We start from the raw sequence: 25643 nt of genomic DNA, 5'->3' as shown, positions 1-25643 counted from the left end.
GGCAGGTTTTCAGTGGGCGGTGCGCTACTTGTAACCTGCCGCTGCTAGCCTGCCACTTGTCGCCAAAAGGATCTTAGCCATGCAAGCCCTGCACAACATCAACCTGGATTCGCTGATCGATACCCTGGTCAGCCTCAGCACAGCGTTCATCCTTGGCGGCCTGATCGGCTTCGAGCGCCAGTTCCGCCAGCGCACCGCCGGGTTGCGCACCAACGTGTTGGTGGCGGTGGGGGCGGCGATCTTCGTCGACATGGCCAACCGCCTGGGCGGTGCCGAGGGCGCGGTACGGGTGGTGGCTTATGTGGTCTCGGGCATCGGTTTCCTCGGCGCCGGGGTGATCATGCGCGAGGAGGGCAATGTACGAGGGCTGAATACCGCCGCCACGCTCTGGGCATCGGCGGCGGTCGGGGCCTGTGCCGGTGCCGACCTGATCCTCGAGGCCTTGCTCGGCACCCTGTTCGTGCTGGCGGCCAATACCCTGCTGCGGCCCATCGTCAACAACATCAACCGCCAGCCTCTGGATGTGGTGTCCGCGGAGGTGACCAATATCGTCTATGTGATTGCCCAGCGCTCCAAGCAGAAGGCCGTGTTTGCTCTACTGGAGGCCGAACTGGCGCGCTGCAACTACCCGGCCAGCGATGTCGATGTGCACGCCTTTGGCAATGAGGAGGTGGAGATCGAAGCGACCCTGGCCACCACCTCGGTGGACGGTGACGAACTGGATGCGCTGGTGGCCCGGCTCTCGGGATCGCCCTTGGTGCAACAGGCCTTCTGGAGCCCCAGCACCACCGAGTGAGCGCAGGTACGGGTCCTTCGCAACACGTCCAGACGACGTGGGACCGTGACTCTTCGGCCTGTGCGCAAGGCCGATGGCAGGACCGAGCCGGAGCGGTTTTCAGAACGATCTCATGGCAAGCCCGTGGACGCTTGCTCCAGCCTTCTACCGGTTCAGGAGGACAGGCCGGCCTCGGCCGGTCGCTACTTCGCCACAGGATCAGAAGAATGGCCAACACCACACTGCGCATACTGATTGCCGACAATCAGCATTTTCATCGGCTGCAAATCGAGAGAGCCCTCAACCAGCTGAGTTACTACCGGATCGCCCCCGTGCATCGGCTGGAGGAGTTGCTGACCCTGGTGGAGTACGCCAGCGCCCCGTTCGACCTGGCGATCATCAGCGCGACCTTGAGCGTGCCGGGCGCATTCGACCTGCTGGACTTCTGCATGGACAATCGGCAATTGCACCAGGTGCTGATCTACGACTGCCCGGGCTGGCCCAAGCTGGCCAGCCACCGGCGCCAGAGTCTCCATGTCAGCCATGCCCAGTTGCCGGATCGCAAGGCGCTCGGGCAACTGATGCGGTTGATCGATCCACCCGGGTATCGGGCCCTGGCAGGCCCGAGTCCGAGCTAGTTCAGCCCCTGGGCTGGAGGATCATGCAGGTCGTGCTGCCGGTGGCGTACAGGCGGCCGTCCACGTCATAGATGCGCCCTTCGGCCAGGGCCGTACTGCGGCCCAGGTGTACGATCTTGCCTTCGGCCCGTACCGGGCCGCTGTCTGCGGTCAAGGCCCGCACGTAGCTGATGCGCAAGTCCAGGGTGGTGTAGCCCTGGCCCTTTTGCAGGCGGGTGTGGATCGCACAACCCATGCAGGAGTCCAGCAAGGTCGCGGCGTAGCCGCCATGGACAGTGCCCAGTGGATTGTAGTGGCGTGCATCCGGGGTGCCCTGGAACACGAACAGGCCGCTGGACCATTCGATGGGCACGAAGTCCAGCAAGGTGCCGATAGGTGGCGAGGGAAGCTCACCGTTGCCGATACCCTCGAAGAACTCTTGTGGCGTCAGCTCGCTGACCTGGGCCAGGGGTAGGCTGCCAGGGCCGGCAAGGCGGGTGCGCATGGCCTGTTCCTGATCTTGCCATTGGGCTAGCAGGGTGTCGCGTGATGGGCTTTGCATGGCGTTTCCTCGATGGGGTCCTGATGTCTCGAAGAAATATTATGATTGAAATATTTATCTGCACAGGGGCATTTCCGCCATGGACCGGCCATTTCCAGCCGTGTCTTGCTCACGCCATGTCGCTACGGCTGAATTCATCGCCCAGGAAGTCGATCAGGCTGCGCACCGACGGCAGCAGGCCCCGGCGTGAAGGGAAAATGGCATGGACGATCCCGCAGCGTGGCGCCCAGCCGGGCACCAGTTCCCGCAGGCGCCCGGCATCCAGGTCGTCGCGTACCACGACCTTGGGCAAATGAGCGATGCCAATGCCGGCCAGCACCGCATGGCGCAAGGCGATCAGATCGTCGGTAACCATTCGGGGGTGGTGGCGGATCAGCGCCTCGGCGCCCTCCGGACCCAGCAGTTGCCATTGGTAGTCACGCTGCGCCGCGCCCCAATGCAGGCTCGGCAGGCCGCTGAGATCGGCGGGTGAGGGCGGGTTCGAAAAATGCCGGAGTACATCCGGGTGCCCCACCAGGCACTGAGTGCTATTGCCCAGGACCTTCATCACCAGATCGGTATTTTCCAGGGGCGGAAAACGCACCCGCAGGGCGATATCGAACCCCTCGTGGATCAGGTCCACCCGGCGATTGGTGCTCTCGATGAACAATTCCACCAACGGGTACTTGAGCATGAAGCGGGTGAGCATCGGCCCCACCCAGGAGTTCAACAGCGCCGTGGGGCAAGCCACCCGTACCAGGCCCTGGGGTTCGGAACGATTGCGCTCGATGACTTCCGCCGCGCCTTCGGCTTCCACGCGCATGGCCAGGCAACGCTGGTAGTACTCCTGGCCGATCTCGGTCAGCGAGCAGTGCCGGCTGGTGCGCTGGATCAGGCGTACGCCAAGGCGTTCCTCCAGTTGGGCGATACGCCTGCTGAGCTTGGACTTGGGCATGTCCAGGGCCCGCCCGGCGGCGGCGAAACCACGATGCTCCACCACCTGGGTGAAGTAATAGAGCGTATTGAGATCTTCCAACATCGTTCTCCAAATAGAACGCTAAGGGCGATTTTTGCAGTCTAGCGTGGCAAAGGTATCGGTTTTAAGGTGTGTCCATCAGAAAGTTCTGGAGGACCACATGAAAAACATCATCGGTATCTACACCAGTCCAAGGCCTCACTGGGTCGGCGACGGCTTTCCGGTCCGCACATTGTTTTCCTACGACCAGATGGGCCAGCACATCAGCCCATTCCTGTTGCTCGACCATGCCGGTCCCGCGCAGTTCAGCCCTACTAGCGCCCGGCGCGGGGTCGGCCAGCATCCCCATCGCGGTTTCGAAACCGTCACCATCGTCTACGACGGTGAAGTCGAGCACCGCGACTCCACCGGCAGTGGCGGCAAGATCGGCCCCGGCGACGTGCAGTGGATGACCGCCGCCTCGGGGATTCTCCACGAGGAGTTTCATTCGGCCGAGTTCGCCCGGCGCGGCGGCAACCTGGAGATGGTCCAGCTATGGGTCAACCTGCCGGCCCGGGACAAGCTCGCGGCACCCGGCTACCAGACCATCCTGGCCAGCGACATCCCGCAGATCCCGTTGCCGGGCAATGCCGGCAGCCTGCGCCTGATCGCTGGCCAGTTCGCTGGTCGCCAGGGGCCGGCCCGGACCTTCACTGCGATCGATGTCTGGGACATCCGCTTGGAGGCCGGCAAGCATCTGGACCTGGAGCTGCACTCGGGACGTAACACGGCATTGGTAGTGTTGCGTGGCACCTTGCTGGTCAACGGCCAGGAACCGGTGCGTGAGGGGCAGCTGGCGCTGTTGGCCCGCGATGGCCGGCAGCTCAGTCTGGAAGCCAACAACGATGCGATTGTGCTGTTGCTCAGCGGCGAACCCATCGACGAGCCCATCGTCGGCCATGGTCCGTTCGTGATGAACAGCGAAGAGGAGATTCATCAGGCCTTCGTCGATTTCCAATCGGGACGCTTCGGCCAGATGGACGCCGCCGATCACTGATCGGCAGCGCTTGCGCGACGACCAGGGGCAACTAGGCTCTGCCAGTCGCGCGCTACACCCCGGCGCCCGCCACCCTCGGGTGGTGTGTGCACGGGCTTCACTCAGGCCGGATTGCCCGGCATCGATCATTAGCGAGGACTTCATCATGACTACTGCTTACAAACGCCTGGACAAGGACAACGCTGCCGTTCTGCTGGTAGACCATCAGGCCGGCTTGCTGTCGCTGGTGCGCGATATCGACCCCGATCGCTTCAAGAACAACGTCCTGGCCCTGGGCGACCTGGCCAAGTACTTCAAGCTGCCGACCATCCTCACCACCAGTTTCGAAACTGGCCCCAATGGCCCGCTGGTGCCCGAACTGAAGACGCTGTTCCCCGATGCGCCGTACATTGCCCGTCCTGGCCAGATCAATGCCTGGGACAACGAAGATTTCGTCAAGGCGGTCAAGGCCACCGGCAAGAAACAGCTGATCATCGCCGGCGTGGTGACCGAAGTCTGCGTGGCCTTCCCGGCGCTTTCGGCCCTGGAGGAGGGATTCGAGGTATTCGTGGTCACCGATGCTTCCGGCACTTTCAATGAGCTGACCCGCGACTCGGCCTGGAACCGCATGTCCGCCGCCGGCGCCCAACTGATGACCTGGTTCGGCCTGGCCTGCGAGCTGCATCGTGACTGGCGCAACGACATCGAGGGCTTGGGCACCTTGTTCTCCAACCACATCCCCGACTACCGCAACCTGATGACCAGCTACAACACCCTGACCCAGGGCAAGTAAGCCAGTCCTGGTAGCCGCTGCCGAGCCCGCGAGGCTGGCAGCACCCGTCGATGCGCGGTACCCCCGGTTCATCGCGCAGGCAGGTTGGGCGACTCGTGCCGGGCCGTGCGCAGCCTGCGGCAGCGGCTACACCTGATAGGCCCCTGAAGCCGTCGTATCCCGGCGGCTTACCTCTTCCCCTCCATGCCCGGTTTTTGCGGCTATACCTGCTGCAAGCCCTTTCGTGCGATCTTGCCGTCCTCGTCTTGCCGGAGCGCCTCGATGTTTTCCCTGTTCACCGACCATCCGTTGTTGGCCGCGCTGTTCCTGCTGTTCCTGGATATCGTGCTGTGGCGAGTGATAGGCGCCCGCGGCGAGTACTGGAAGCTGGCGGTACGGGTCCTGATCTTCTGCCTCTACAGCCTGATGCTGTTCAACCAGGGCATGAACCCTTTGCAGGCCGCGCCCTGGCCGGACGACATACCGTTGCACCTGGCCGCGACCGGCCTGGAGATTGGCTGGTGGCTGTTCGGCGCACGGACCCTGACGGTGCTGCTGGGGACCCTGATGATGCAGCAGGTCGGCCATACCGGACGCTTGCTGCAGGACCTGATGGGGGCGGTGATTTTCCTGATCGCCATTATCGCGGCCCTGGCCTATGTGCTGGAGTTGCCGGTCAAGGGGGTGCTGGCCACCTCCGGGGCGCTGGCGATCATCGTCGGCCTGGCGCTGCAGAGCACCCTCAGCGACTTGTTTTCCGGGATCGTGCTCAACACCACCAAGCCCTACCAGATCGATGACTGGATCGCCATCGACGGCACCGAAGGGCGGGTGGTGGACATCGACTGGCGCGCGACCCGGCTGCAGACCTCCCAGGGCAGCATGGTGGTGATTCCCAACTCCCTGGCCTCCAAGGCCAAGATCACCAATTTCAGCCGGCCCAGCGATGTCCACGGACTGTCGGTGAGCTTGCAGGTCAGCCCCCATGCCCGCCCGCAGAAAGTGATCGAGGCCCTGGAGCGGGCGACCCTGGGTTGCCGCTTCCTGCTCGCCAGTCCGGCTGCCAGCGTGGCCATGAAAAGCACCAGCAGCAGTGGCGCGGAATACGAGATCAGCGGTTTCGTCGCCAGCATGGGGCAGAAGCGTGAAGTGCGTAACCAACTGTTCGACCTGGCGTTCCGTCATCTGCAGGCCAGTGGCGTCAGATTGTTGTCCAGTACCGAAACCAGCCAGCCGGTGGCCTTGTCCCGGCCCCGGGCATTGCTGGATACCTCGAGCATCTTCTCCACCCTGCGCCAGGAGGAGAAGGACACCTTCAGCCAGAACATGCAATTGCAGACCTTTCGCTCCGGCGAGACCATCTTGCCGGCCGGCGAGGTCAGCGATCATTTGTTCATCATCGAGTCCGGGGTGGTGTCGGTGACCATGCAGCGTGAAGGCCAGCCGTTCGAGGCCGGGCGCATGGGGCCGGGCGAGGTGATCGGCGAGGCCGGGGTGGTGTCCGAGGAAGCGACCCTGGCGCAGTTCTCGGCCAAGACTTTCTGCAGCCTGTATCGCATCGACAATGAATTCCTCAAGCCATGCCTGGATGCCCGCCACGATATCAACGATGCCATGAGGAACCTGCTGGATTTCCGTCGGCATATGGCCCAGAGCCTGACCCAGGCGCTGCCCAAGCCAGTGGCCAGGAAAGGCTTCATGCAATGGCTGCGTAACCGCACCTGAGGCGCGCCGACCAACCATCCGGCAGCCGCGCCAGTTGCTGTAGCCGCTGCCGAGCTGGCGAGGCAGCGCCCGCCGATAAGCGCTCGCAAGCCTATTGCATAAACCGAGCGGGCGACACGAGCCAGCAGGTCAAGCGGCTACACGAAGCACCAGGTATTGGTCTAGCCAAGTTCCCAGGGATTGGTCATTGGTCACGACCAGGGGCTGGCGTAACGTGGCGGCATCCTCACTGACCCGGAGTTTCCCCTCATGCAACCACGCCTGGATTTCTATACCGCCTCGCCCGAGGCCCTCAAGGCCATGCTCGCCCTGGAGGCTGCGGTCTCGCGACTGCCCCTGGAGAAATCCCTGGTCGAACTGGTCAAGCTGCGAGCGTCCCAGATCAATGGCTGTGCCTTCTGTGTCGACATGCACAGCGTCGATGCCCTCAAGCATGGCGAAACCCAGCGTCGCCTGTTCGCCGTGGCGGTATGGCGCGAAAGCCCGTTCTTCACCCCTCGCGAGCGTGCCGCCCTGGCCTGGACCGAAGCCCTGACCCGGCTCGCCGAGACCCAGGCACCGGACGCCGACTACGAGTTGCTGACCAGCCAGTTCAGCCCCAGCGAATGCGTCGACCTGAGCATGGCGATTTCCACCATCAACAGTTGGAATCGCCTGGCGGTGGGCTTTCGCAAGTTGCCCCAGGCCTGAAGCGTCGAGTTTCACTTGAAGTAGGCGCGGGGCGTGGTACCGGTCATGGCCTTGAAGAAGGCGATGAAGATGCTGTCGCTGGCAAAACCCAATTCGAAGGCGCTGTAGCTGATGCTGCGCCCGGTGGCGAGCAATTCGATGGCGCGCATCAGCCGCCATTGCTGCCGCCATTGCTGGTAGCCAAGGCCAGTCTCGCGCTGGAAAATGCGGCCGATGGTCCGGCTGCTGGCACCGACTCGGGTCGAGAGCACCTGCAGTTCCGGTGGCAGGCTTTGCAGGTCGTCCAGCAGAGGTTGCAGGCGTTTGTCCCGGGGCAGGGGCAAGGACAGCGGTTGGCGCGAAGCCGTAGCGATTTCCTCGAGGCACAAGCCCAGCAGGTGCGGGTAGCGCCCCTGGCCCCAGTCACAATCGAAGGCAGCCTGGGCCATGGGCTCCAGTACCGCGTGCAGCAATGGGGTGACCTCGATCACCGCCACCTCCGCGGGCAGCCGCGGGGCCAGTTCGGGGCAGAAGTACAGTGAGCGGTAATCCACGCTTTGCTGCATCTGGGCGCGATGCCGGACCCCAGACGGTATCCATGCCGCTCGCGAGGGCGGCAGCAGGCACAGGCGGTCGGCCAGGGTAATGCGCGTGCAGCCCTGGCGGGTGTACAGCAACTGGCCGCGCCGGTGCTGGTGCAGGCCGGAATCGTGGTCGCCCAGGGTTGCGGCGATGCCGACCACCGGGGCAGTGAAGGCGTCCGGGTCGAAGCGGGCCTGGGGCTCGATCCATGCCATGGTTGTCTGGTTTCCGATGTTTATTGGCAGGGCTTCGATAATACGCCAATGCTGCCTGCCTAGAATCGCCGGCATGTTTTTCTTGCCGAGCACTCTGATGAATCCCCGTACCTTAATGCCCCTGGCCATGATCTTGCTGATGTTCCCGCAGATCGCCCAGACCCTCTACAGCCCAGCCCTGGCCGATGTCGGCCAGGCCTTCGGCGTGCCCCCGGAACAGGCGGCTCAGAGCCTTTCGGTATTCATCCTGGGGTTTGCCCCGGGCGTTGTATTGTGGGGCCGCCTGAGCGATCGCTGGGGCCGACGCCCGGCGTTGCTGGGCGGCCTGGCCCTGTATGCCCTGGCCCAGTGCCTGGGGCTGCTGGCCAACGACTTCGCTGCCTTTTTGTGTGGCCAGGCCCTGGCCGCCATGGGCGTGGCGGCGGGCTCGGTGGTGACCCAGACCTTGTTGCGGGACCTGTTCCAGGGGCGTGAACTGGCCCGGGTGTTCTCCCTGGTGGGCATGGTGCTGGCGGCCAGCCCGGCCATTGGCCTGTTCGTCGGTTCGGGCCTGACCCAGGCCCTGGGGTATCGCGGAGCCTTGGGTGCGCTGTTGGTGCTGGCCCTGATATTGCTGGCCTGTTGTGCCCGGGCGCTGCCGGAAACCCGTCCGCCGGCCCAGCCCCTGGCGCCCCTGGCCGGGACCCTGTGGCAGATGCTGCGCGATACCGGTATCTGGCGCTCGGCGCTGCTGGTGGCGGCGTTCAACATTGCCTTGCTCAGCTACTACAGCCTCGGCCCCTTCCTGTTCCGCCAACTGGGCCAGGGCGAGCAATGGTTCGGCTACAGCGGCGCGTTGCTGGCCCTGGGCTCCGGCTGTGGTGCCTGGTGCAATCGCTGGTTGCTCGGACGCGGCTGGCAGAGTGCCCGGCTGCTGGTGCTGGCGGCCCTGGCGGTGCTGGCCGGAGGCCTGGGGGTGCTGGCCTTGCAACACAGCCTGTGGCTGGTGTTGCCCATGGGCGCAGTGGTGCTGGGTTTCGGCCTGGCAATCCCGAATATCCTCGGCTCGGCCCTGGCGGCCTATAGCGACCGACTGGGCAGCGCCGGGGCCCTGTTCGGGTTGTTCTATTACTTGTTGATCGGTGCCGGATTGCTGCTGGTGGGTTGGGGCCAGGCCCTGGGGGCGAGCCTGTGCCTATGCGGCGCAATGGCCCTGTTGCTGTGCTTGCCGGGCTTGCGCCGCTAGTCTTTATGGAGAAGCGCTGGCGCCGTTGATGCGTATCAAGGCGTCCGTGGCTGCCAGGCTCGACACTCAAGGCCACTGCCCAACAAGGAGGTGCACCATGAGCCAGTACCAGCGTTTGCTGCTGATCGCCGATCCCCAGCAGCACCAGTCTCCCGCGGCCCGGCGGGCCGCCGCCCTGGCCCGGGCCAGTGGCGCCAAGCTGCATGCCCTGGTGTTCGTCGAACCGCCAGCGCGCACTTACCTGTGGGAAGAACACCTGGAGGACAGCGAGCGCCAGGCTTATCTGCAACGCCATGAGCACTGGCTACAGGTGGAGGCGCAATGGATGCGCGAGCAGGGCGTCGAAGTCAGCACCCAGGTGATCTGGAGCACCCAGGTGCTCAAGGACATGCTGGACTACATCGCCGAGTTCAAGCCTGACCTGCTGATCAAGGACGTGACCCTGGAATCGGCGCTCAAGCGGGTCTTCGTCACACCACTGGACTGCCACCTGCTGCGCGACGCCCCGGTGCCGGTGCACCTGGTCAACGATGCGCCGAACAACCTGCCACGGCGGATCGTCGCGGCGGTGGACCCGGCCCAGTCCGATACCCAGATCAGCGGCCTCAATGCCCAGATCATCCGCACCGCCCATGCCCTGGCCTTGCAGTGCGACGCGCAACTGCACCTGCTGTACGCCTATGACCTGATGCCAATGCTCGACGGCGTGGCGCCGGTGGCTTCCACGGCCTGGAGCGTCAGTTGCCTGGACGAGTTGCGCGACTCCCTGCACCAGGAGTTCGAGCGCCTGGGGGATGAGCACAACGTACCCCAGGAGTTCCGCCACTTCATCATGGGGCCACCGGTCCCGGGCATCGCCCAGTTCGTCGATGAATACCTGGTGGACGCCGTGGTCATGGGCACCGTGCACCGCAGCGGCTTCGGCCGGCTGATCGGCAGTACCACCGAGCGAGCGCTGTACTCGATGCCGGGCAGCATCCTGGCGGTAAAATCCCTGGACCGCGAATGAGCGCCCGCCAGCGCGGTATCCCTGGCTGAGCGCACGATCCCCGGCGGCTCGTGCGCAGCCTGCGGCAGCGGCTACACCAAGCTGTGCCAGCCCTTGTAGCCGCTGCCGAGCGAGCGAGGCTGCGACCGGGTGCGCAGCCGCCACACGAAGCGCTGGGGCGTGCTCAGGAAAAATGTAACGGTGATTTTCCACGGCGTTGCCGGCTGTTAACCTTGCGCCCCATGACTCGCACCTCGCCCTATCGCCGCCACGTTGCCTGGACGCTGTATTTCTGCGTGCTGTTCAACGTGTTCGTCTGCGGATTGGGTCATGGCCAGGTGGCAGGGCTGGAGCTCAATGGCGTAGGTGGGCAGTTCTGCTCCGCCCTAGGCAACCAGGGCCCGGCGGTGGACACCGACTTCAGCGACCAGGCAGGTGCCGGTTGGCTCAATACCCTGGTCTGCCCGCTGTGCTCGGCTGTCACCCTGGGCCTGGGGCTGCTGTTCTGCCTGGCCTGGCTGTTGCGCCGCCAGTGCCCGCAACGACCCAAGGTCGCGCAACATGACAAGGCGCCGCCACGCTATGGCTGGCCGCCTCTCAACCCTCGGGCTCCCCCTCTGAGCTGACCTGGCTCCCCGGCGACCCATCACGGTCGCCTCCCTGCCGTCCCTGGCCTGTTGCCGTGCGCGCGTTCGCGTGGCCACGGGCGGGCGGCATTCGATGGTCTTTTCCGAGTCCGAGACTATGAAGTACCTGTATCGCTCTCCAAGCTGCGCGGCGCTGTGCTGCGCCCTGTCTTTCAACGCCCTGGCCGAGGGCACGCTGGAATTGCCGCAGATGCGTATCAGCGCCGATGAACAGAAGAAGTTCGGCCTGCAACTCGATACCCAGGGCACCACCGGTTCGCGCCTGGGCCTGACTCCCAGGCAGACCCCGGCGTCGATCAGCGTGGTCGAGCGTCAGCAGATCGAGCAGCGCGGCGCCGCCACGACCCAGGATGTGCTACTGGGCATGCCGGGCATGAACGCCGCTTCCTCGCCGGGTATCCCGGGGTTTGTGTCCTATCGCGGTTTCTCCGGCCCGCAAATCACCCAGCTGTTCAATGGCATCAGCGTGCAGTACGACTCCATCGCCGCGCGACCGGTGGATAGCTGGATCTACGATCGGGTCGAGGCGGTGGGCGGGCCCTCGAGTTTTCTCTACGGCGCTGGGGCCGTGGGCGGCTCCATCAACTACATCACCAAGCTGGCCTCGCGCAGCGAGTCGTTCAACGAAGGGCGGATCAGCTACGGCTCCTACGACAGCCGCGACCTGTCCCTGGGGTTCAACCACGCCCTCAACGCAGGGCCGGGCCCCCGGCACTACGCGCGCCTGGATTTCAACCACAGCACCAGCAACGGCTACATCGACCGCGAGCAACGCGATGCCTGGACCCTGGCCTTTTCCCTGCTGACGGATATCAACGACCAGCTCTCCCACACCCTGGCCTTCGAATATCAGGACGAGCGCGTCGACAGTCCCTACTGGGGGACCCCGGCCTTGGCACCGCTGGAGGGCAAGATGCAAGTGCAGCGCAGCCGGCGCTTCGAGAACTACAACGTCGAAGACGGTCGCTACGAGCAGCGGGTGCGCTGGTTGCGCTCGATCATCGACTACCAGGTCGATGACGCCACCTCGCTGCGCAACACCCTGTACCACTACAACGCCGATCGCGAATACCGCAACGTCGAGAACTACGCCTACAACGCCGACAACTCCCAGGTGATCCGTTCCGGCATCTTGCTCCAGCGCCATGCCCAGGAGCTCAACGGCAATCGCTTCGAACTGCTGCATCAGAACAATGTGTTCGGCCTGGACAGCCAATGGTCGGCGGGCATCGACTACAGCCACAACGTCATGAGCAACTACCCGCTGTCTTTGCCGGACCCGGTGGACAAGGTCGACCCGGACCGCTTCGAGCCCGGTAGCTTCTGGAAACTGCCCGGAGTGCGCCGCAGCTTCGACAAGAACCGGCGCAACCAGGTGGACACCTGGGCGCTGTTCCTGGAAAACCGCCTGCAACTCAGCGAGCGCTTGTCCTTGCTCAGCGGCCTACGCCATGACCAGATCGACCTGGAAGTGACCAACTACCGGGCCGTCAACGCTGCCAACCCGGCGTTCTTCCAGCGCAAGTACCGGCCTACCACCGGACGCCTGGGGCTGGTCTACGAGCTGACCCCGACGGCCAATGTCTATGTGCAATACAGCACTGCCGCCGATCCGCCCTCTGGGGTCCTCACCACCGCCAGTTATGGCCAGGTGCGCGACTTCGACCTGAGCACCGGCAACCAGTGGGAAATCGGCAGCAAGTTCGACTTCCTCGAAGGGCGCGGCTCGGCCACCCTGGCGGCCTACCGTATCGAACGCAAGAACCTGTCCACCGCCGACCCGGCCAACCCCGGCAATAGCCAGCCGGTGGGCCAGCAGTCTTCCCGCGGGGTCGAGCTGGCGGCGTCGCTGCGGGTCACGCCCAAACTTCTGGCCGAGGGCAACTTCGCCTATGTCGATGCACAGTACGACGAGTTCTATGAAAACGTCGGCGGCCGGCCGGTATCGCGCAAGGGCAACCGTCCCACCAACATTCCCGAGAAGGTGGCCAACCTGTGGTTGACCTACGACCTGGCCCCGTCCTGGCAGGTGGGGGCCGACAGCCGTTATGTGTCGTCGATGTACGCCAACGCGGCCAACACCCGCTATGCACCGGGCTACGCGATCTTCGGCGCCTTCGTCGGCTATCGGGTCGATGCCGATACCCGGGTCACCGCCCGGGTGCGCAACCTCACCGACCGGGTGTACGCCCGCAGCACCGCGCCGACCCAGCTGTACCTGGGGGCGCCGCGGACCTTCGAGCTGGCGCTGCAAACGCGCTTCTGACCTGAACCGGCGGGGCGCCCGGGGTGCCCCGCATCGCTGCGAGATCGATGTGATGAAGCGTTACCTGTACCTCTGGCACCGCTGGCTGGGGATCGTCGCCTGCCTGTTCATGGCCCTGTGGTTCATCTCCGGCGCCGTGATGCTGTATGTCGGTTATCCCAAGCTGACTCCCGCCGAACGCCTGGCGCACTTGCCGCCCCTGGTCCTGGACGAGGCGGGGGCCAGCCTGGAACGGGTGCTGGCGGCCGCCGGCAACGGGCAAGCGCCGACCAGCCTGCGCCTGCTCACGGTGGCCGGAACCCCGCGTTATGTCCTGGAATATCCCCGGGCGCACAAAGTGGCGGTGGATGCCCGGAGCGCGCAGCTGATTCCACCCACCGACTGGCCCCAGGCGCTGGCCGCGGCCCACCAGTTCGCTCCCGGGGTGGCGGCGAGCGAGCGTGGCGTGGTCGAGCAGGACACCTGGAGCCTGTCCCGGGCCCTGGATGGCGACCGGCCGCTGCATCGGGTGGCGGTGGCCGATGCCGAGGATCGGTTGCTGTATGTCTCCGGTAGCACCGGCGAAGTGGTGCGCGATGCCACCGCCAGCGAGCGGGCCTGGAACTGGATCGGTGCCTGGCTGCATTGGCTGTATGCATTGCGTGGCATCGGTATCGATGGTGCCTGGGGGCCGATCGTCACCTACCTGTCCCTGGGGGCGACATTGATGGCGGTCCTGGGATTGGCGGTGGGGCTGATGCGCTGGCGCTTTGGCCGTACCTATCGCAATGGCTCGCGCTCGCCCTACCAGGGCTTTGCCCGTTGGCATCACCTGGGCGGCCTGCTGTTCGGGGTACTCGCCATCACCTGGATCTTCAGTGGCCTGATGTCGATGAACCCGTGGACGGTCTTCAGCAGTGCCCGACCGCTGTCGCTGGCGGCCTATCAGGGAGCGAGCCTCGATGCCGGGGCGTTCCCCGTGACCGCCGGGCAGGTCTTGCAGCGCTTCGCCGATGATGGCCTGCAGGCCCGGGAGCTGGAGTGGCGAATGATCGCCGGCCAGGGTTATGTGATCGGCTACGACGGCGCCGGGCGCACGCGGATCCTGGACATGGCCGCGGACCGGGTGCTGCTGCGGTTCGAGCCTCGCACCCTGCAACAGGCAGCCCAGGCCATCAGCCCTGGTCAACCGCTGCAGGTCGAGCAACTACAGGCCTATGACTTCTATTACTACGCCCGGGAGCCCCAGAGCATGCTCGGTCATCTGGAGCAGCGCCTGCCGGCACTGCGGGTGCGCTTCGACGATCCGGCCCGGACCTGGTTGCACCTGGATCTCTACACCGGTGCGGTGGTGGGCCAGTTGGACCAGCCACGGCGTGCCTCGCGCTGGCTGTTCGCCCTGTTGCACAGTTGGGACTGGCTGCCGCTGCTGAGCAAGCGACCACTGTGGGACCTGTGGATGTTGCTGTTCAGTGCCGGTGGCTTGCTGATCAGCGTCAGTGGCGTGGTGCTGGGTTGGCGGCGCCTGGGGCGCGCATTGCGCCCCAGGCGGCCCCGGGAGCGATAGCGGTGAATACCGACCTGGATCAAGCCGAGGGGATATTTCCGTTTTGTGCGGCGATTTTCGTCACCGCCGTGGCCGCCAGCGGTGATAATGCCCGCCCATTTCCTTGCCAGTGGAGCCCATCGCCCCATGTTCGTCATCACCCCCCAGGACCCTGAGCTCTACCGTCGGCAGACCCGGCGCAGCACCCTGATCGTCGCCCTGGTGTTCATGGCCCTGGCCATGCTGTTCTCCAGCGCCGCCGTGGCCCTGTTCGGCCAGAGCGGCGGCGATAACCTGGTCTGGAACGCTACTGGGGTGGGCGTCGGCCTGCTGGTGTGCATCGCCCTGGTGCGCAGTGTGTTCTGGAGCCAACCCTGGATGGCGGCGGCGGTCTATGGCTGGCGCCTCAAGCGCAGCCTGATGCGGGTGACCAACGTCATGCACCAGGTCACCGCCGGGGTGGCCGCCCGCGATCCGGCGGCCCTCAAATTGCTGCGTTTCTATCACCTGGGGCTGGGCCAGATGCACCAGCTCGATGCCAACTCCAGTGCCCATGGGCAGATGCTCGGCGAGGTGGAGCGGCACCTGGCGCTGCTGGCCGAACAGGGCATCGACCCGCAGCAGGAACGCCTTCAGGCGCAATGGCTGGAGGCGGTCAAGGCGTACCAGCCACGCTGAGCTAGAGCGCTGCTTCACCATCGAGATAGCGCCACAGGGCCTCGGCTATCTCGTTGGCTTGTCCCTCCTGGCCGAACAGCGTCCGGCCGATCTCCAGGCCCAGTTGCCGGTAGCTCTCGAACTGCGCTTCGTCGAAGAACTGGTCCACGGTGCTCTGGTTGGGAAAGCCCGGGTTGTTGCGGGCGTAATTGCGCACGTCGGGGGCCAGCCCGGCGATCAGGCGCGGCTTGAGCACCAGGATCCGGCAATGGGGCTGGGTGGCGATGCCGCTCTCGCAGCCCGGCGTATGGGCATGCACATTGAGCAGTAGCGCGCACTGGCGGCTGTCGGCGCCAGGTGGCTGGCGGAACTGCTCCTGGCTGGCGAACACCGTCTTGAGCAGTGGATGCTGGAGCACGCCCGGGTCCTCGCGGATCTCCAGGGCCTGGTCGATACGCGCCAGGCGCACCAGGTTGGCCAGGTCATCGAAGCGGTAGTCGGGGTCGCAGCCGCAATCGCAGGTAACGATCAGCTTTACCTGGCGTCCCTGGCGCAGCAGTTCATAGGTGGCGGTGTTCTCGAAATGCCCGCCGTCGGACAGGTACTGGTAGTCGCGACGGTAGCCGTGGAAGCGTGCAGTCAACTCATAGAACAGATAGGCCTGGGTGCTGTAGTAGGTCCAGGGCTTGAGGTCCTGCCGGACCCAATGCTGCTGGCCAGGGTCGAGGAAGCGACTGGGCCACCAGATCCCCAGGCGCACGTTGGCCAGGCCCAGCACCAGCGACATGCCCAGGCTGGTGGCACGGCCCAGGCCAGTGCTGAAGGCCGCGCCGGACACCCCGATCCATTGGCCCAGGCTCAGGGGCTGCATGATCTCCGAGGAGGGCGTGTGGTGCAGGTCGCGGCGGTAGGGCTTGCCATCCAGGGTGTAGCCTTCCGCCGGGCCTTCGCAAAGGCCGGAGGTCCCCTCCAGGGCCGGGGCCCAATTCGGCGCGATGCACAGCGGCTGGCCCTTGCGGTCGCGCTGGACCAGCTGTTCGGCGGGGTCCACCGTGAGGTTCATGGTGACGTTGATCAGGTGCACCGGCCCGGCGCTGGGCGTGGCGTAGTACTGCTGCAACGACAGGTCGTCGCTGGACATCGGTTCGGCCACGCTCAGGTAGGTTCGGCGTTGCCGTGCCGGCCCGTTGAAGCGCCGGCCATTGGACGCCCCCAGGTAGGCACGGGTCAGCCGGGCGCTGTAGAAGGCGTGCAGTGAGGAGGTGTTGAGAAAGCCGATGAAGCGTCCACTAACGCAAACCAGCGAGGCGGCCAGCAGGCTCAGGAGCAACAGGCGCCAGGCCGTGGCCGTGCTGTAGGACGGCGTGCCGCCATCATGGGCGACCCATTGCACCAGCAACGCCCAGCACAGGCACAGCAAGGTCAGCAGCAGGCCTCCGGCGATCAGTGCGAGGACATCCAGGGGCAGCTTGCGCATCCAGCCCGGAAGCGGCTTCTCGTCCTTGAGCACGACCAGGCGCCGGACCAGCCACATCACCAGGGCCAGCGATGCCATGGTGCCCAGGGCCTGGTAAGCCTGCAGGTACTCGTACAGGGCCTGGGCAGCGGTCACCAGCAATGCCAGGAAACCCAGCACCAGCAATGCCGCCATGGCCCGGCCCAGGGCCCGGGTGACCTGTACCCGATAGTTGCGCACGCAATTGCTGCACGTGCTGCTGCGGCCCGGATCGCGATCGTTGGCCAGGTGGCGCACCAGTTGCCGGGTGATCAGCAGTGCGCTGCTACCCACCAGGGCGGCAGCCAGGGCCAGGCCTCCCGCTGCCTGCCATTGAGCCAGGGCATAGGCCAGGCCGCCGCCAACCCAGAGGCCGGCGACGATGACCAGCAAGCTGCGGTATGCGCCGTTGTCCAGTCGCGGGGGCTGGTCCAGGTCGCCACGGGGAATCACCAGCCAGTAGGCCACGGCGCAGGGCAAGGCGAAGAGCAGGGCAGCCATCAGCGGCCACAGCAACAGGCTGGCCTGGCTAAGCACCTGGAACAGGCTCAGCAGGCTGAGCAGCAGCAGGATCGGCATCCCGAGCATGGCATGCAATGACAGCCAGTTGCGCCAGGTCATGGCCAGGGCGTAGAGCATGTCGCCGGAACCGGTAGGCGTCAGGTAGCGGCCATTTTCCCGCAGCCAGGCCGGGGGGCCCTGGCCTACCGGGCGTTCGCTGTAGTCGACGCCGGTGCTGATGCGCCCTGGTGGCTCGAAACGCAGCGCCTGGTAGGCGTCATGGGCAGCCTGGGTTTCCGGCTCCAGGGGAGCCTTGTCCCGCAGGCGCCCGGGCAGGAACAGGCTGGAGAAGAAACTGCCGATATAGCCACCGCCACTGACCGTGGAGAGATAGTCGAAACGCGACAGCAGGCTGTTTTCCGCAGGAGGAGCCTCCGGGCTGGCGGCTGGTTGGCCGGGGGCCTGGGCTCGCGCCATCGCCTGCAGGACCCCCAGGCAGAACGTGGCGCTGCGGATGCCGCCACCGGACAGTGCCAGCCCCCAGTTGCCTGCTTCGGGCGCGTGTTGGTGCAGTTTCAGGCGCCTGAAGCGAATGCGCTGCTGTTCGGTCTGGTACGGGGTCTCGTCGGCTGTCATGGACCTTCCTTGGGGGAATGGGGCGAGCCCGGGCGCGGCGATGGGCCTGCCCCGGCGAGCGCCCAGCAGAATACCGGATGCCAGGGAGCAGAGGTACGCAAGCTCATTGCAGGACTGAAAACGGCGCCAGTCAGGCGCAAGGGGCGAGGCCGCTGTCGATTGCCAGGGGTTGTGGCGGGCGCAACGCAAAAGGCTTTTCCATGCTCTGGGTGCATTGCGATTCAAGGGCTGGTTATAACGTTAGATTTTATTCATATAAATGGTCATAAGCTTTAGCCGCTATGCTGCGCCAGTTTTTTACCTGGCCGCGTGATCTGTAGGGCTTTATTTGATGGATGTGGGTAATTTCGGTTTTGTCGTCGCCGGCCTGATTGTCGGGTTCATCGTGGGTATGACCGGGGTGGGGGGAGGTTCGCTGATGACCCCGATCCTGCTCTGGTTCGGGATCAATCCAGCCACTGCCGTGGGCACCGATTTGCTGTATGCCGCCATCACCAAGTCCGGCGGGGTACTGGTGCACCAGAAGAACCGCAATATCGACTGGCGCATCACGGGCTGGCTGACCTTGGGCAGCGTACCGGCAGTGGTGGTAACCCTCTGGTTCCTGAAGAACCTGCATACCGACCCCCCGGCCCTGAACGCGGTGATCAAGCAAGGCCTGGGCGTGGTCCTGCTGCTGACTGCCCTGGCCATTGTCTTCAAGAAGAAACTCATGGCCTTTGCCCAGCGCCATGGCGGTGACTACCGTCCCAGCCCAGGCGGGCTCAATGGCCTGACCGTGGTCACAGGCCTGATCCTGGGCACCATGGTCGCCCTGACCTCCATCGGTGCCGGGGCCCTGGGTACCGTCGCGCTGTTCCTGCTCTATCCGTTTTTGGCCACCAAGCGCCTGGTAGGCACCGAGATTGCCCATGCCGTACCCCTGACCCTGGTGGCTGGCCTGGGCCACGCCAGCATGGGCAACATGGACTGGCACTTGTTGGGCTTCCTGCTGATGGGCTCGCTGCCCGGGATCTGGCTTGGCAGCCATATGACGGGCCGGGTATCCGATGAAATCCTGCGCCCATGCCTGGCGGTGATGCTGTTCTCCATCGGCTACAAACTGGCGTTCTGAGTTTTCGCGCCGGGCCATGGTGGGTTTTCGCTCAGGAAAAGAGCGCCATGGCCAGCCATTCCTATCAGGTCAAGATCGCTTCGATCACCAGAACGTTGGCCGATGAGGTACGGACGTTGAACTGGCGCCAGGGGCTGATGGTGGCCCCCGACTCGATCAGAACCTCCTGTTCGTTTTCCATTCCTGCCCCGCCTTTGCGGTAGATCACTGCTTTTTTGTTGCCATAGGGGGCGTTCAGGATCCATATCGCGGGAGTGGGGTTGGTGTTCGGTAGCTGATCGTTATAGGCGTGCCAGGCAGCGATCTGCGGGCAGAGCGAGGTCGATAACGGGCGGTTGGTGACGAAAGATCTGACATCAGCTGGCCCGCAGGATCCACCGTGGAACAGCACCTGGCGCGGAGCCAGCAGTTTGCCGTGGCGCCTGACTTCATCGTTCAGCGTCGCCAAGGGAAACTTGTCCAAGCCTTTTTGATACTGCCGCAGTGGTTCGGAATCCTTCAGGTAGGGCATTTCCGACTTGGCCTGCCGCAGATGGGGATGGGCGTTGAGCTGGCGGCGCAGCTCACTGATGATTCCCGAAAGTGAGTAGTTGTGCAGGGTATGGATGACCAGCTCCCTGGCATCGCTGACGGTCTGCTGTTCTCTTAATGGCCGGGTGGGCCAGCCGTTCTGGAGAGCCGCTTGATACAAGCTGACTTCCCGTGGCGAGGGTGGATCATCGCTGATGGGATAAAGATCGATCAGTGGTAGATGGTTCATGTCCTTCCTGGCTCGGCAGTCGTGGTCGACAGCCTACCGGATACGCATCATGGGCTGAATGGAAGTTGTTAGCGCAGGCACGATCGAAGGAGGCCCCAGCCTCCTTCCGGCTCTAAAGCCATCGTTGATGGCGTCGCTTCAAGCCCCCTTGCCCAGCCATTCCTGTGCCGAGCGCCATAGGCAGATCCCGAGGAAATAGGCCGAGGCCGCCAGCCACAGGCCCATGATCGCCGGGTTGTGCTGCGGGTGGCCGAGGATCAGCAAGGCGCCGCTGAGCAGCCAGACGAAGGTCACGATGATGTTCACCGGCATCCACTTGCGAACCCGGAACGGGTGCAGGAATTGCACCCGGGTCGCGGTCAGCAGGGCCAGGACGAAGATGCTCAAGAGGGTGGTCCAGGGACCGGGTTCGATCAGGTAGAAGCACAGGGCGACGACGTTCCAGGCGGCGGGAAAGCCCTGGAAGTAGTTGTCGTGGCTCTTCATGTTGACGTTGCAGAAACACAAGAGCGACGACAGCAGGATCAGCGAGGTGGCCAGCAAGGCGCTGTATTCCGGCAGCGGAATGTAGCGATAGATGAACAGTGCCGGGATGAACACGTAGGTCAGGTAGTCGATCACCAGGTCCAGCACCGAGCCGTCGATGTTGGGCAGCACCGAACTGGTCTTGACCTTGCGGGCCAGGGAACCGTCGACACCGTCCACCAACAGTGCCACCCCCAGCCACAACAGGCAGGCCTTGGGCTGGTTGTCGAACAGCGCCAGGGTCGCCAGCAGGGCGCTGACCACCCCGGTGGCGGTGAAGCCATGGGCGCCCCAGGCTTTGATTCTGGCGATTTGCATTGTCGTTATCACAGGGCGTCTCTCCGGCGGCTGAGGTGCCTGGGTGATTGCCTGCGCATGTGCGCCGGCAACCCTGGCCAGGTTGCAGTTATCGACCGGAAAACGCCGTGGAAGGTTCAGCGCGGCATCACCCGGCGCAGGCCCGTGGTCGACAGTGCTGGATTGATTCTAGGCCTGGTGGACGCCGACACAAGGAAAACACCACGAGGCACTACTGGCCCCGTGGTGTCCGGCGATCGGTTGCGGTGTGTTCGCTAGTGGGCGCTCTCCAGCAAACCGAGGATCGCGTGGGCAGCCTTGACCCGTTCCTCGTTGGGGTAGTTCTTGTTGGCCAGTAGCACGATGCCGATCTGCTTGCTTGGGACAAACAGCACGTAGGCACCGAAACCGTTAGTGGAGCCGGTCTTGTTGTACAGCGCGTTGGCCTTGGGGAGTTGGGCGGGGGTCAGCCACTGCACAGGGTGGGGTTCGAGGGCCATCTGCGACGAGTTGCCGGCCATCAGTCGGACCAGGGAGACGGGGTAGGCGTAGCGCTCCCAGCCAAGGCCCTGGGTCATGTCGCCGACCTGGTAGTAGCCGCTTTGGGTGCTGGCCACGGCCTTTTGCAGGAGCGGGTCGAGGTGTTCCGGTTGCAGGTTGCCGGCAACGAACTGCAGCAGGTCCGGGGCGCTGGTCTTCACGCCGTAGGCTTCGGCGTCCATGGGGCCAGGGCCGACGCGTACTGGACGGTTCTGTTTGTCGTAACCCTGGGCGTAGTGATCCAGTTGGTCCTTGGGCACGTTGATATAGCTGTGCTTGAGGGCGAAGCCAGGGAACAGCGTGTGCTCCATCAGCTCGTCGAACGGTTGGCCGAGGCTGCGGGCAGCCAGGTAGCCGAACAGGCCGAGGCTGGGATTGGAGTACTGGCGCTGGGTGCCGGGGCTGAAAGTGGGCTTCCAGGTGTTGTAGTAGTCCAGGGTCTTGGCCTCTCCCTGAACCTCGTCGGGAAACTGCAAGGGCAGGCCGCCGGCGGTGTAGGTGCCCAACTGCAACAGGGTGACCGTGTCCAGGACGCTGCCGCGCAGGGCCGGCAGGTACTGGCTGGCAGGGTCTTGCAGGGCCAGCTTGCCGTTGGCCTGGGCATAGCCGGCGAGGGTCGCGGTGAAGGTCTTGCTCACCGAACCCACCTCGAACAGGGTGTCGTTGTCCACCGGCTGCTGATTGTCCTTGGAAGCAACGCCGTAGTTAAAGTAATGTCGCTGGCCATCGACAATGACCGCCACCGCCATGCCGGGAATGCCCTGCTGATGCATCAATGGGCGGATGGTGGCGTCTATGCCGGATTTCAACGGGCTGTTCAGGTGGGTCCCGGCCAGGGCCTGGGAGGAGCCGATGAGCAGCGTGAGGGCGCTGGCCATGGTCAGTCCGCTCAAGGTTATTTGTCGCATGATTGTGTGTTTTTCCCTGTATTTTGGTTATTTTTGCCGCAGGAACCTTCGCTGTCCTTTAGCTTTCGAAAAATCTGGATAGCCTCCTGGAGGCAGGCTCGAGCAGGTTTCCTGGTGGGGGAGGCGCTGGTCGAGCGAGGCCAATTTAGGCCGTCTGCGCAGCGTCGACAAACGACGATATTTCGCAGGAGCTATTAGAAAAACTAAGGTATGAGCATGCTGCGTCCACATCTTCCCTTAAATGCGCTACGGGCCTTCGAAGCCTCGGCGCGCCACTTGAGTTTCACTCGCGCGGCCATCGAGCTGTGTGTGACCCAAGCGGCTGTCAGCCACCAGGTCAAGAGCCTGGAGGCCCAGCTCAATGTCGCGTTGTTCAAGCGCCTGCCCCGTGGGCTGATGCTTACCAGTGAGGGTGAGACGTTGCTGCCGGTGCTGCGTGAGTGTTTTGACCGCATCGCCCAGACCCTGGGTCGTTTCGATGGCGGGCACTTCCGCGAGGTGCTGACGGTGGGGGCGGTGGGTACCTTCGCGGTGGGCTGGCTGCTGCCGCGCCTGGGTGACTTCCAGGCGCGTTTTCCCTATGTCGACCTGCGTTTGAGCACCAATAACAATCGGGTGGACGTGGCGGCCGAGGGCCTGGACTACGCCATTCGATTCGGTAGCGGGGCCTGGCATGGCACCGATGCGGTGCAGTTGATGCAGGCGCCATTGTCGGTGTTGTGCGTTCCGGAGATCGCCCAGCACTTGCAGGCCCCGGCGGACTTGCTGGGGCAGACGCTATTGCGCTCCTACCGTACCGATGAGTGGCCGCAGTGGTTTCAGGCCGCCGGCCTGGGAGCCCAGGCACTGTTGCCCCAGAGCATCGTCTTCGATTCGTCCCTGGGCATGCTCGAGGCCGCCCTGCAAGGCCTGGGCGTAGCTCTGGCGCCACCCCTGATGTTCGAGCGTCAACTGGCCAGTGGCGCAATCGAGCAACCCTTCGCCATTGGCATCGTGACGGGCAGCTATTGGTTGACCCGCCTGCAGTCCCGGGCGGAAACCGCAGCGATGGGGGCGTTCAAGGGCTGGTTGCTGGAGCAGGCCAGCCTGTAGCCGCTGCCGAGCCTGTGAGGCTGCGCCAAGGGCCGCAGGGCCTTCAGCGATCGCAGGCCATCTTGTACTTGCGGTCGCTGCTGTTGGTAGCCCAAGCACTGTCCCGTCGTTCAGTACCGCCAATGGCCGGGTACCCAGACCCATTGGTCAGCGCGCCAGCGGTAATGTCCGGCGACCCAGTGGTAACCCGGTGCTGGCGCCACCGGTACCACTTCGACGATCGGCGGAGGTGGCCGACGCGGATGCGCCGGGGCAACGACACAGCCGGCCAGGGTGGTGCCGAGCAGGGTGGCGATCAGAAGGCTTTGCAGGACGCGATGCATGGTCAGGTTTCCTGAGTATGAATAGCCGGCCCGCCACATTGATGGGCCGTTGCTGATTGAACGTGGGGCAGCAGGAAATCCGTCGCTGGTGCTTCAGTTGCCCAGGGCCGCGCGGTTTTTCCCAGGTCCCCGCAGGTACATCGATTCCACCAGGTGCTGGCGTTCCTGGAGCGACAAGCTGCCGGCAAACTCCGCCAGGGTTTCGTCGACCCGGGCCCGCAGGGCGATGTCGGCCTCCCGGGATTTACCCAGTTGGTTGTCCAGCGCCGTGCGATCCAGGGTATCGGCCTGTAGCTCCCGGACCACTGCCAGGCGTGCCTGGCGTCCGGCCATCAGGAGTGGCTGGCTGTCCTTGCGGGTCTGGCGCAGGAGTTGGCGCAACTGGTGCCGGCGTTCCTCGGGCAACTGTGCCATCGCCTGGCGCAGGCCGTGTTGGGGGACTGCCAGGGTCCGGGCGGGGCCGGGCTGGCCCAGCCATTGGTAGAGACCACCGGCAACCCCTCCAACCAGGAACACGTTGAGTAGCAGCGAGAGCACCAGGAAGGTTTTCAGTGGGCGGGGGGACAGGTTCACTGCTCGGCCTCCTCGGTGTTGATGCTCAGGACGAATTCCGCATCGCTCTGGTCGAAAACGCTCGGCAATGCCTCAGTGGAGTGGGGCAGTGGCAGGCTCAAGGCGACGGCCAGCATGCCGGCTGCAACACCGCTCAGACCTACTCCGAGCCAGCCCAGGGAGGCCAGCCAACCGGAGTGGCGGGGCCAGCGCGATACCGCTCGTTGTTGCGCGGACGCGCTGGCGACGATGTGCCGGATCAGTGCGTGGCTGGGTTCGGGGACCTGGTAGCTGTCCAGTCGGCCATCGAGCCAATTGGCTTGTTGCAAGGCCTGGAGGGCATCGGGGTGGCCGGTGTCCAGCAGGCGGCGGGCAGCACTGCGTTCGGCTTCGGGCCAGCGTCGCAGGTCGCTGCCATAGGCATCGGCCAGTTGCGCAAAACGTTCGGGGGTCATGGTGTTCTCCTTCCTGAGAGGTCCGCTCCGGGGGCCTCGGCCAGATGGCTGCGCAGGTTGCGCCGGGCCCGCGACAGCAGGCTTTCCAGGGCTTCGACGCTGATATGCATCAGCGCCGCGGCCTCGGTGTTGGACAGTTCCTGGTAGTACTGCAGGACGATCGCCTCGCGCTGGCGGTCCGGCAGTTGTGCCAGCGCTTGGGCCATGCGCTGGCTCTGGGCCTGGGCTTCGAGCTGGTCGACGGGTGTCGGGGCGCTATCCGCGACCTCGACGGCATGCTCGGTGTCGATGCTCAGGTGCTCTTTGCGCCGCCGCAGACGGTCGTAGCACAGGTTCAGCGCGACCCGATGCAGCCAGGTATCGAAGCGCGCCTGCTCGCTGCGCCAGCTCGCCGCCTGTTTCCAGATCCGCAGGAAACTCTCCTGGGCGATGTCCCGGGCCTCGTCGGCATCCCCCAGCAGGCGGCTGGCCAGGGCCAGCAAGCGCGGCAGCTTGCGAGTGACCATTTCTTTCACGGCCTGGGCTTCGTTGTTGCCGATGCGGGCCAGCAGTTCCAGGTCCGGGTCGGTGTCGTTCAAATGGGCGATTCTCGGTCCGGTAATGGGGCAGTCCAGAGGGTGTCGGGCTCAGCGAGCCCAGTGACCTTCGATCCAGAACCAGTTCGGCCCACGGGCCTGCCAATGCCCGGGGATCCAGTGGCCACGACGCATCACCGGTTGCCAGTGGCCAGGCACCCAGACGTAGCCACGGCCTTGCCAGCCCCAATGCCCGCGGTCCCAGGCGTAGCCGGGGCGAGCCATGGGCGGTGCTTCGTAGCGCATGGGCGGTGGGGCCTGCTGGATGATCACGGTCTGGGCGAATGAGGGGCTGCTGGCCAAGGCGCTGAGCGCCAGGGGGACCAGCAACAGGAAACGGGCAAGCTTCATGATGACTCCTTCAGGCCTGCGTTGGCTGATGCACGCAGCTGATGGGTTCAACGATAGATGGCGGCGCAATCCGTCGCGGCGCGATGAAATATTTTTCGGCGGATGATTCAACCCGGGTTCAGCCAGGCACGTGGCTGGAAATGTTCTGGCCAGGGCGACGGAAATACCGTGCTCATCACGTTCAAGCGATATCCGGGGCACATCCCCGGCCATCTCGACGAACCCATGAGGAATCGATCATGACGCGCCGTATCGCACTGCTGTTGGTCATGGCCACTCTGCTGTCCCTGGGCGGCTGCGTGGTGTACCCCGGGCACTATCATC

General features: G+C 64.6%; 26 protein-coding genes. 14 read left to right on the top strand and 12 right to left on the bottom strand.

What is annotated here, in order from left to right:
• The first annotated feature begins 79 nt into the window (after positions 1 to 79).
• Both ATY02_RS25335 and ATY02_RS25330 read left to right on the top strand, forming a co-directional pair.
• Positions 80 to 796: an MgtC/SapB family protein gene (locus tag ATY02_RS25335; protein ID WP_068582769.1), complete on the top strand. Its 717-nt coding sequence runs from the start codon at positions 80 to 82 to the stop codon at positions 794 to 796.
• A 206-nt stretch (positions 797 to 1002) separates the two neighbouring features.
• Positions 1003 to 1413, top strand: coding sequence for a response regulator (locus ATY02_RS25330; protein ID WP_068582772.1), 411 nt, complete (start codon positions 1003 to 1005; stop codon positions 1411 to 1413).
• Position 1414: 1 nt separating this feature from the next.
• On the opposite strand, the gene ATY02_RS25325 is transcribed toward ATY02_RS25330, so the two are convergent.
• Both ATY02_RS25325 and ATY02_RS25320 read right to left on the bottom strand, forming a co-directional pair.
• Positions 1415 to 1954 carry a PaaI family thioesterase gene (locus ATY02_RS25325; RefSeq protein ID WP_068582776.1) on the bottom strand — a complete coding sequence of 180 codons (540 nt, stop codon included), beginning with the start codon at positions 1952 to 1954 and terminating at the stop codon, positions 1415 to 1417.
• A 109-nt stretch (positions 1955 to 2063) separates the two neighbouring features.
• Positions 2064 to 2972, bottom strand: coding sequence for a LysR substrate-binding domain-containing protein (locus tag ATY02_RS25320; RefSeq protein ID WP_068582779.1), 909 nt, complete (start codon positions 2970 to 2972; stop codon positions 2064 to 2066).
• Positions 2973 to 3069: 97 nt separating this feature from the next.
• Between ATY02_RS25320 and ATY02_RS25315 the strand changes: the two genes are divergently transcribed.
• The 4 genes from ATY02_RS25315 to ATY02_RS25300 all read left to right on the top strand — a co-directional run bounded on the left by ATY02_RS25315 (position 3070) and on the right by ATY02_RS25300 (position 7111).
• The gene (locus ATY02_RS25315) at positions 3070 to 3945 is read left to right on the top strand and encodes a pirin family protein (RefSeq protein ID WP_068582782.1); all 876 of its coding nucleotides are present in this window, start codon (positions 3070 to 3072) and stop codon (positions 3943 to 3945) included.
• Positions 3946 to 4090: 145 nt separating this feature from the next.
• On the top strand, positions 4091 to 4717 hold the full coding sequence (ycaC, locus tag ATY02_RS25310) for an isochorismate family cysteine hydrolase YcaC (RefSeq protein WP_022639815.1): 627 nt from the start codon (positions 4091 to 4093) through the stop codon (positions 4715 to 4717).
• Positions 4718 to 4978: 261 nt separating this feature from the next.
• The gene (locus ATY02_RS25305) at positions 4979 to 6421 is read left to right on the top strand and encodes a mechanosensitive ion channel family protein (RefSeq protein ID WP_068582786.1); all 1443 of its coding nucleotides are present in this window, start codon (positions 4979 to 4981) and stop codon (positions 6419 to 6421) included.
• Positions 6422 to 6670: 249 nt separating this feature from the next.
• On the top strand, positions 6671 to 7111 hold the full coding sequence (locus ATY02_RS25300) for a carboxymuconolactone decarboxylase family protein (protein WP_068582788.1): 441 nt from the start codon (positions 6671 to 6673) through the stop codon (positions 7109 to 7111).
• Positions 7112 to 7122: 11 nt separating this feature from the next.
• Here ATY02_RS25300 and ATY02_RS25295 read toward each other — a convergent pair whose 3' ends face one another.
• Positions 7123 to 7887, bottom strand: a complete 765-nt coding sequence (locus tag ATY02_RS25295) for an AraC family transcriptional regulator (RefSeq protein ID WP_068582791.1) — start codon at positions 7885 to 7887, stop codon at positions 7123 to 7125.
• Positions 7888 to 7984: 97 nt separating this feature from the next.
• On the opposite strand from ATY02_RS25295, the gene ATY02_RS25290 reads away from it, so the two are divergent.
• From ATY02_RS25290 to ATY02_RS25265, 6 genes are all read left to right on the top strand, one after another.
• On the top strand, positions 7985 to 9112 hold the full coding sequence (locus ATY02_RS25290; protein ID WP_068583028.1) for an MFS transporter: 1128 nt from the start codon (positions 7985 to 7987) through the stop codon (positions 9110 to 9112).
• 97 nt (positions 9113 to 9209) lie between these two features.
• Entirely contained in the window at positions 9210 to 10121 is a 912-nt protein-coding gene (locus ATY02_RS25285) for a universal stress protein (protein WP_068582794.1), read from the top strand.
• A 221-nt stretch (positions 10122 to 10342) separates the two neighbouring features.
• The gene (locus ATY02_RS25280; protein WP_068582797.1) at positions 10343 to 10726 is read left to right on the top strand and encodes a DUF2946 domain-containing protein; all 384 of its coding nucleotides are present in this window, start codon (positions 10343 to 10345) and stop codon (positions 10724 to 10726) included.
• Between the two features lie 118 nt (positions 10727 to 10844).
• The gene (locus tag ATY02_RS25275) at positions 10845 to 13013 is read left to right on the top strand and encodes a TonB-dependent receptor (protein WP_068582799.1); all 2169 of its coding nucleotides are present in this window, start codon (positions 10845 to 10847) and stop codon (positions 13011 to 13013) included.
• 52 nt (positions 13014 to 13065) lie between these two features.
• The gene (locus ATY02_RS25270; RefSeq protein ID WP_068582802.1) at positions 13066 to 14559 is read left to right on the top strand and encodes a PepSY domain-containing protein; all 1494 of its coding nucleotides are present in this window, start codon (positions 13066 to 13068) and stop codon (positions 14557 to 14559) included.
• Positions 14560 to 14685: 126 nt separating this feature from the next.
• On the top strand, positions 14686 to 15216 hold the full coding sequence (locus ATY02_RS25265) for a DUF3087 family protein (RefSeq protein WP_068582805.1): 531 nt from the start codon (positions 14686 to 14688) through the stop codon (positions 15214 to 15216).
• A 1-nt stretch (position 15217) separates the two neighbouring features.
• Here ATY02_RS25265 and ATY02_RS25260 read toward each other — a convergent pair whose 3' ends face one another.
• The gene (locus tag ATY02_RS25260) at positions 15218 to 17827 is read right to left on the bottom strand and encodes a hypothetical protein (RefSeq protein WP_068582808.1); all 2610 of its coding nucleotides are present in this window, start codon (positions 17825 to 17827) and stop codon (positions 15218 to 15220) included.
• 331 nt (positions 17828 to 18158) lie between these two features.
• Between ATY02_RS25260 and ATY02_RS25255 the strand changes: the two genes are divergently transcribed.
• Positions 18159 to 18941 carry a sulfite exporter TauE/SafE family protein gene (locus tag ATY02_RS25255; RefSeq protein ID WP_068582813.1) on the top strand — a complete coding sequence of 261 codons (783 nt, stop codon included), beginning with the start codon at positions 18159 to 18161 and terminating at the stop codon, positions 18939 to 18941.
• Positions 18942 to 19005: 64 nt separating this feature from the next.
• Here the strand turns inward: ATY02_RS25255 and ATY02_RS25250 are convergent, their stop codons facing one another.
• The 3 genes from ATY02_RS25250 to ampC form a co-directional block, all read right to left on the bottom strand.
• Positions 19006 to 19701 (bottom strand): hypothetical protein, encoded by a 696-nt coding sequence (locus ATY02_RS25250; RefSeq protein WP_068582814.1) that lies wholly within the window; start codon positions 19699 to 19701, stop codon positions 19006 to 19008.
• Positions 19702 to 19839: 138 nt separating this feature from the next.
• Positions 19840 to 20556, bottom strand: coding sequence for a phosphatidylcholine synthase (gene pcsA, locus ATY02_RS25245; RefSeq protein WP_053137528.1), 717 nt, complete (start codon positions 20554 to 20556; stop codon positions 19840 to 19842).
• Between the two features lie 242 nt (positions 20557 to 20798).
• Positions 20799 to 21971: a class C beta-lactamase gene (gene ampC / locus ATY02_RS25240; protein ID WP_068582816.1), complete on the bottom strand. Its 1173-nt coding sequence runs from the start codon at positions 21969 to 21971 to the stop codon at positions 20799 to 20801.
• Between the two features lie 216 nt (positions 21972 to 22187).
• Here ampC and ATY02_RS25235 point away from each other — a divergent pair, with 216 nt between their 5' ends.
• The gene (locus tag ATY02_RS25235) at positions 22188 to 23063 is read left to right on the top strand and encodes a LysR substrate-binding domain-containing protein (protein WP_068583032.1); all 876 of its coding nucleotides are present in this window, start codon (positions 22188 to 22190) and stop codon (positions 23061 to 23063) included.
• 110 nt (positions 23064 to 23173) lie between these two features.
• Here ATY02_RS25235 and ATY02_RS25230 read toward each other — a convergent pair whose 3' ends face one another.
• The 5 genes from ATY02_RS25230 to ATY02_RS25210 all read right to left on the bottom strand — a co-directional run bounded on the left by ATY02_RS25230 (position 23174) and on the right by ATY02_RS25210 (position 25319).
• Positions 23174 to 23386, bottom strand: coding sequence for a YXWGXW repeat-containing protein (locus ATY02_RS25230; RefSeq protein WP_068582819.1), 213 nt, complete (start codon positions 23384 to 23386; stop codon positions 23174 to 23176).
• Between the two features lie 93 nt (positions 23387 to 23479).
• Positions 23480 to 23959 carry a periplasmic heavy metal sensor gene (locus ATY02_RS25225; protein WP_068582822.1) on the bottom strand — a complete coding sequence of 160 codons (480 nt, stop codon included), beginning with the start codon at positions 23957 to 23959 and terminating at the stop codon, positions 23480 to 23482.
• Positions 23956 to 24393, bottom strand: a complete 438-nt coding sequence (locus ATY02_RS25220; RefSeq protein ID WP_068582826.1) for a hypothetical protein — start codon at positions 24391 to 24393, stop codon at positions 23956 to 23958. Before ATY02_RS25220 ends, ATY02_RS25225 begins: the two co-directional genes overlap by 4 nt.
• A complete protein-coding gene (locus tag ATY02_RS25215) occupies positions 24390 to 24971 on the bottom strand; it encodes an RNA polymerase sigma factor (protein ID WP_068582828.1) in 582 nt (193 codons plus the stop codon). Before ATY02_RS25215 ends, ATY02_RS25220 begins: the two co-directional genes overlap by 4 nt.
• A gap of 48 nt (positions 24972 to 25019) precedes the next feature.
• Entirely contained in the window at positions 25020 to 25319 is a 300-nt protein-coding gene (locus tag ATY02_RS25210; protein WP_068582831.1) for a YXWGXW repeat-containing protein, read from the bottom strand.
• Positions 25320 to 25643: the final 324 nt, after the last annotated feature.

It is taken from the genome of Pseudomonas sp. BIOMIG1BAC, from assembly GCF_001705995.2.
Taxonomy (GTDB): Bacteria; Pseudomonadota; Gammaproteobacteria; order Pseudomonadales; family Pseudomonadaceae; genus Aquipseudomonas; species Aquipseudomonas sessilinigenes.
The sequence above is the reverse complement of the archived record's forward strand: the minus strand, read 5'-3'. Positions and strand labels throughout refer to the sequence as shown.

Excerpts from the sequence above, each read along its gene's own strand:
- ATY02_RS25330 (WP_068582772.1), top strand. The coding sequence starts at position 1,003 with ATGGCCAACACCACACTGCGCATACTGATTGCCGACAATCAGCATTTT.
- ATY02_RS25305 (WP_068582786.1), top strand. The coding sequence starts at position 4,979 with ATGTTTTCCCTGTTCACCGACCATCCGTTGTTGGCCGCGCTGTTCCTG.
- ATY02_RS25275 (WP_068582799.1), top strand. The coding sequence starts at position 10,845 with ATGAAGTACCTGTATCGCTCTCCAAGCTGCGCGGCGCTGTGCTGCGCC.
- ATY02_RS25335 (WP_068582769.1), top strand. The coding sequence starts at position 80 with ATGCAAGCCCTGCACAACATCAACCTGGATTCGCTGATCGATACCCTG.
- ATY02_RS25280 (WP_068582797.1), top strand. The coding sequence starts at position 10,343 with ATGACTCGCACCTCGCCCTATCGCCGCCACGTTGCCTGGACGCTGTAT.
- ATY02_RS25255 (WP_068582813.1), top strand. The coding sequence starts at position 18,159 with ATGGATGTGGGTAATTTCGGTTTTGTCGTCGCCGGCCTGATTGTCGGG.
- ATY02_RS25250 (WP_068582814.1), bottom strand. The coding sequence starts at position 19,701 with ATGAACCATCTACCACTGATCGATCTTTATCCCATCAGCGATGATCCA.
- ATY02_RS25315 (WP_068582782.1), top strand. The coding sequence starts at position 3,070 with ATGAAAAACATCATCGGTATCTACACCAGTCCAAGGCCTCACTGGGTC.
- ATY02_RS25220 (WP_068582826.1), bottom strand. The coding sequence starts at position 24,393 with ATGACCCCCGAACGTTTTGCGCAACTGGCCGATGCCTATGGCAGCGAC.
- ATY02_RS25265 (WP_068582805.1), top strand. The coding sequence starts at position 14,686 with ATGTTCGTCATCACCCCCCAGGACCCTGAGCTCTACCGTCGGCAGACC.
- ATY02_RS25300 (WP_068582788.1), top strand. The coding sequence starts at position 6,671 with ATGCAACCACGCCTGGATTTCTATACCGCCTCGCCCGAGGCCCTCAAG.
- ATY02_RS25285 (WP_068582794.1), top strand. The coding sequence starts at position 9,210 with ATGAGCCAGTACCAGCGTTTGCTGCTGATCGCCGATCCCCAGCAGCAC.
- ATY02_RS25325 (WP_068582776.1), bottom strand. The coding sequence starts at position 1,954 with ATGCAAAGCCCATCACGCGACACCCTGCTAGCCCAATGGCAAGATCAG.
- ATY02_RS25235 (WP_068583032.1), top strand. The coding sequence starts at position 22,188 with ATGCTGCGTCCACATCTTCCCTTAAATGCGCTACGGGCCTTCGAAGCC.
- ATY02_RS25290 (WP_068583028.1), top strand. The coding sequence starts at position 7,985 with ATGAATCCCCGTACCTTAATGCCCCTGGCCATGATCTTGCTGATGTTC.
- ATY02_RS25260 (WP_068582808.1), bottom strand. The coding sequence starts at position 17,827 with ATGACAGCCGACGAGACCCCGTACCAGACCGAACAGCAGCGCATTCGC.
- ycaC (WP_022639815.1), top strand. The coding sequence starts at position 4,091 with ATGACTACTGCTTACAAACGCCTGGACAAGGACAACGCTGCCGTTCTG.
- ATY02_RS25295 (WP_068582791.1), bottom strand. The coding sequence starts at position 7,887 with ATGGCATGGATCGAGCCCCAGGCCCGCTTCGACCCGGACGCCTTCACT.
- ATY02_RS25270 (WP_068582802.1), top strand. The coding sequence starts at position 13,066 with ATGAAGCGTTACCTGTACCTCTGGCACCGCTGGCTGGGGATCGTCGCC.
- ATY02_RS25320 (WP_068582779.1), bottom strand. The coding sequence starts at position 2,972 with ATGTTGGAAGATCTCAATACGCTCTATTACTTCACCCAGGTGGTGGAG.
- ATY02_RS25210 (WP_068582831.1), bottom strand. The coding sequence starts at position 25,319 with ATGAAGCTTGCCCGTTTCCTGTTGCTGGTCCCCCTGGCGCTCAGCGCC.
- ampC (WP_068582816.1), bottom strand. The coding sequence starts at position 21,971 with ATGCGACAAATAACCTTGAGCGGACTGACCATGGCCAGCGCCCTCACG.
- ATY02_RS25230 (WP_068582819.1), bottom strand. The coding sequence starts at position 23,386 with ATGCATCGCGTCCTGCAAAGCCTTCTGATCGCCACCCTGCTCGGCACC.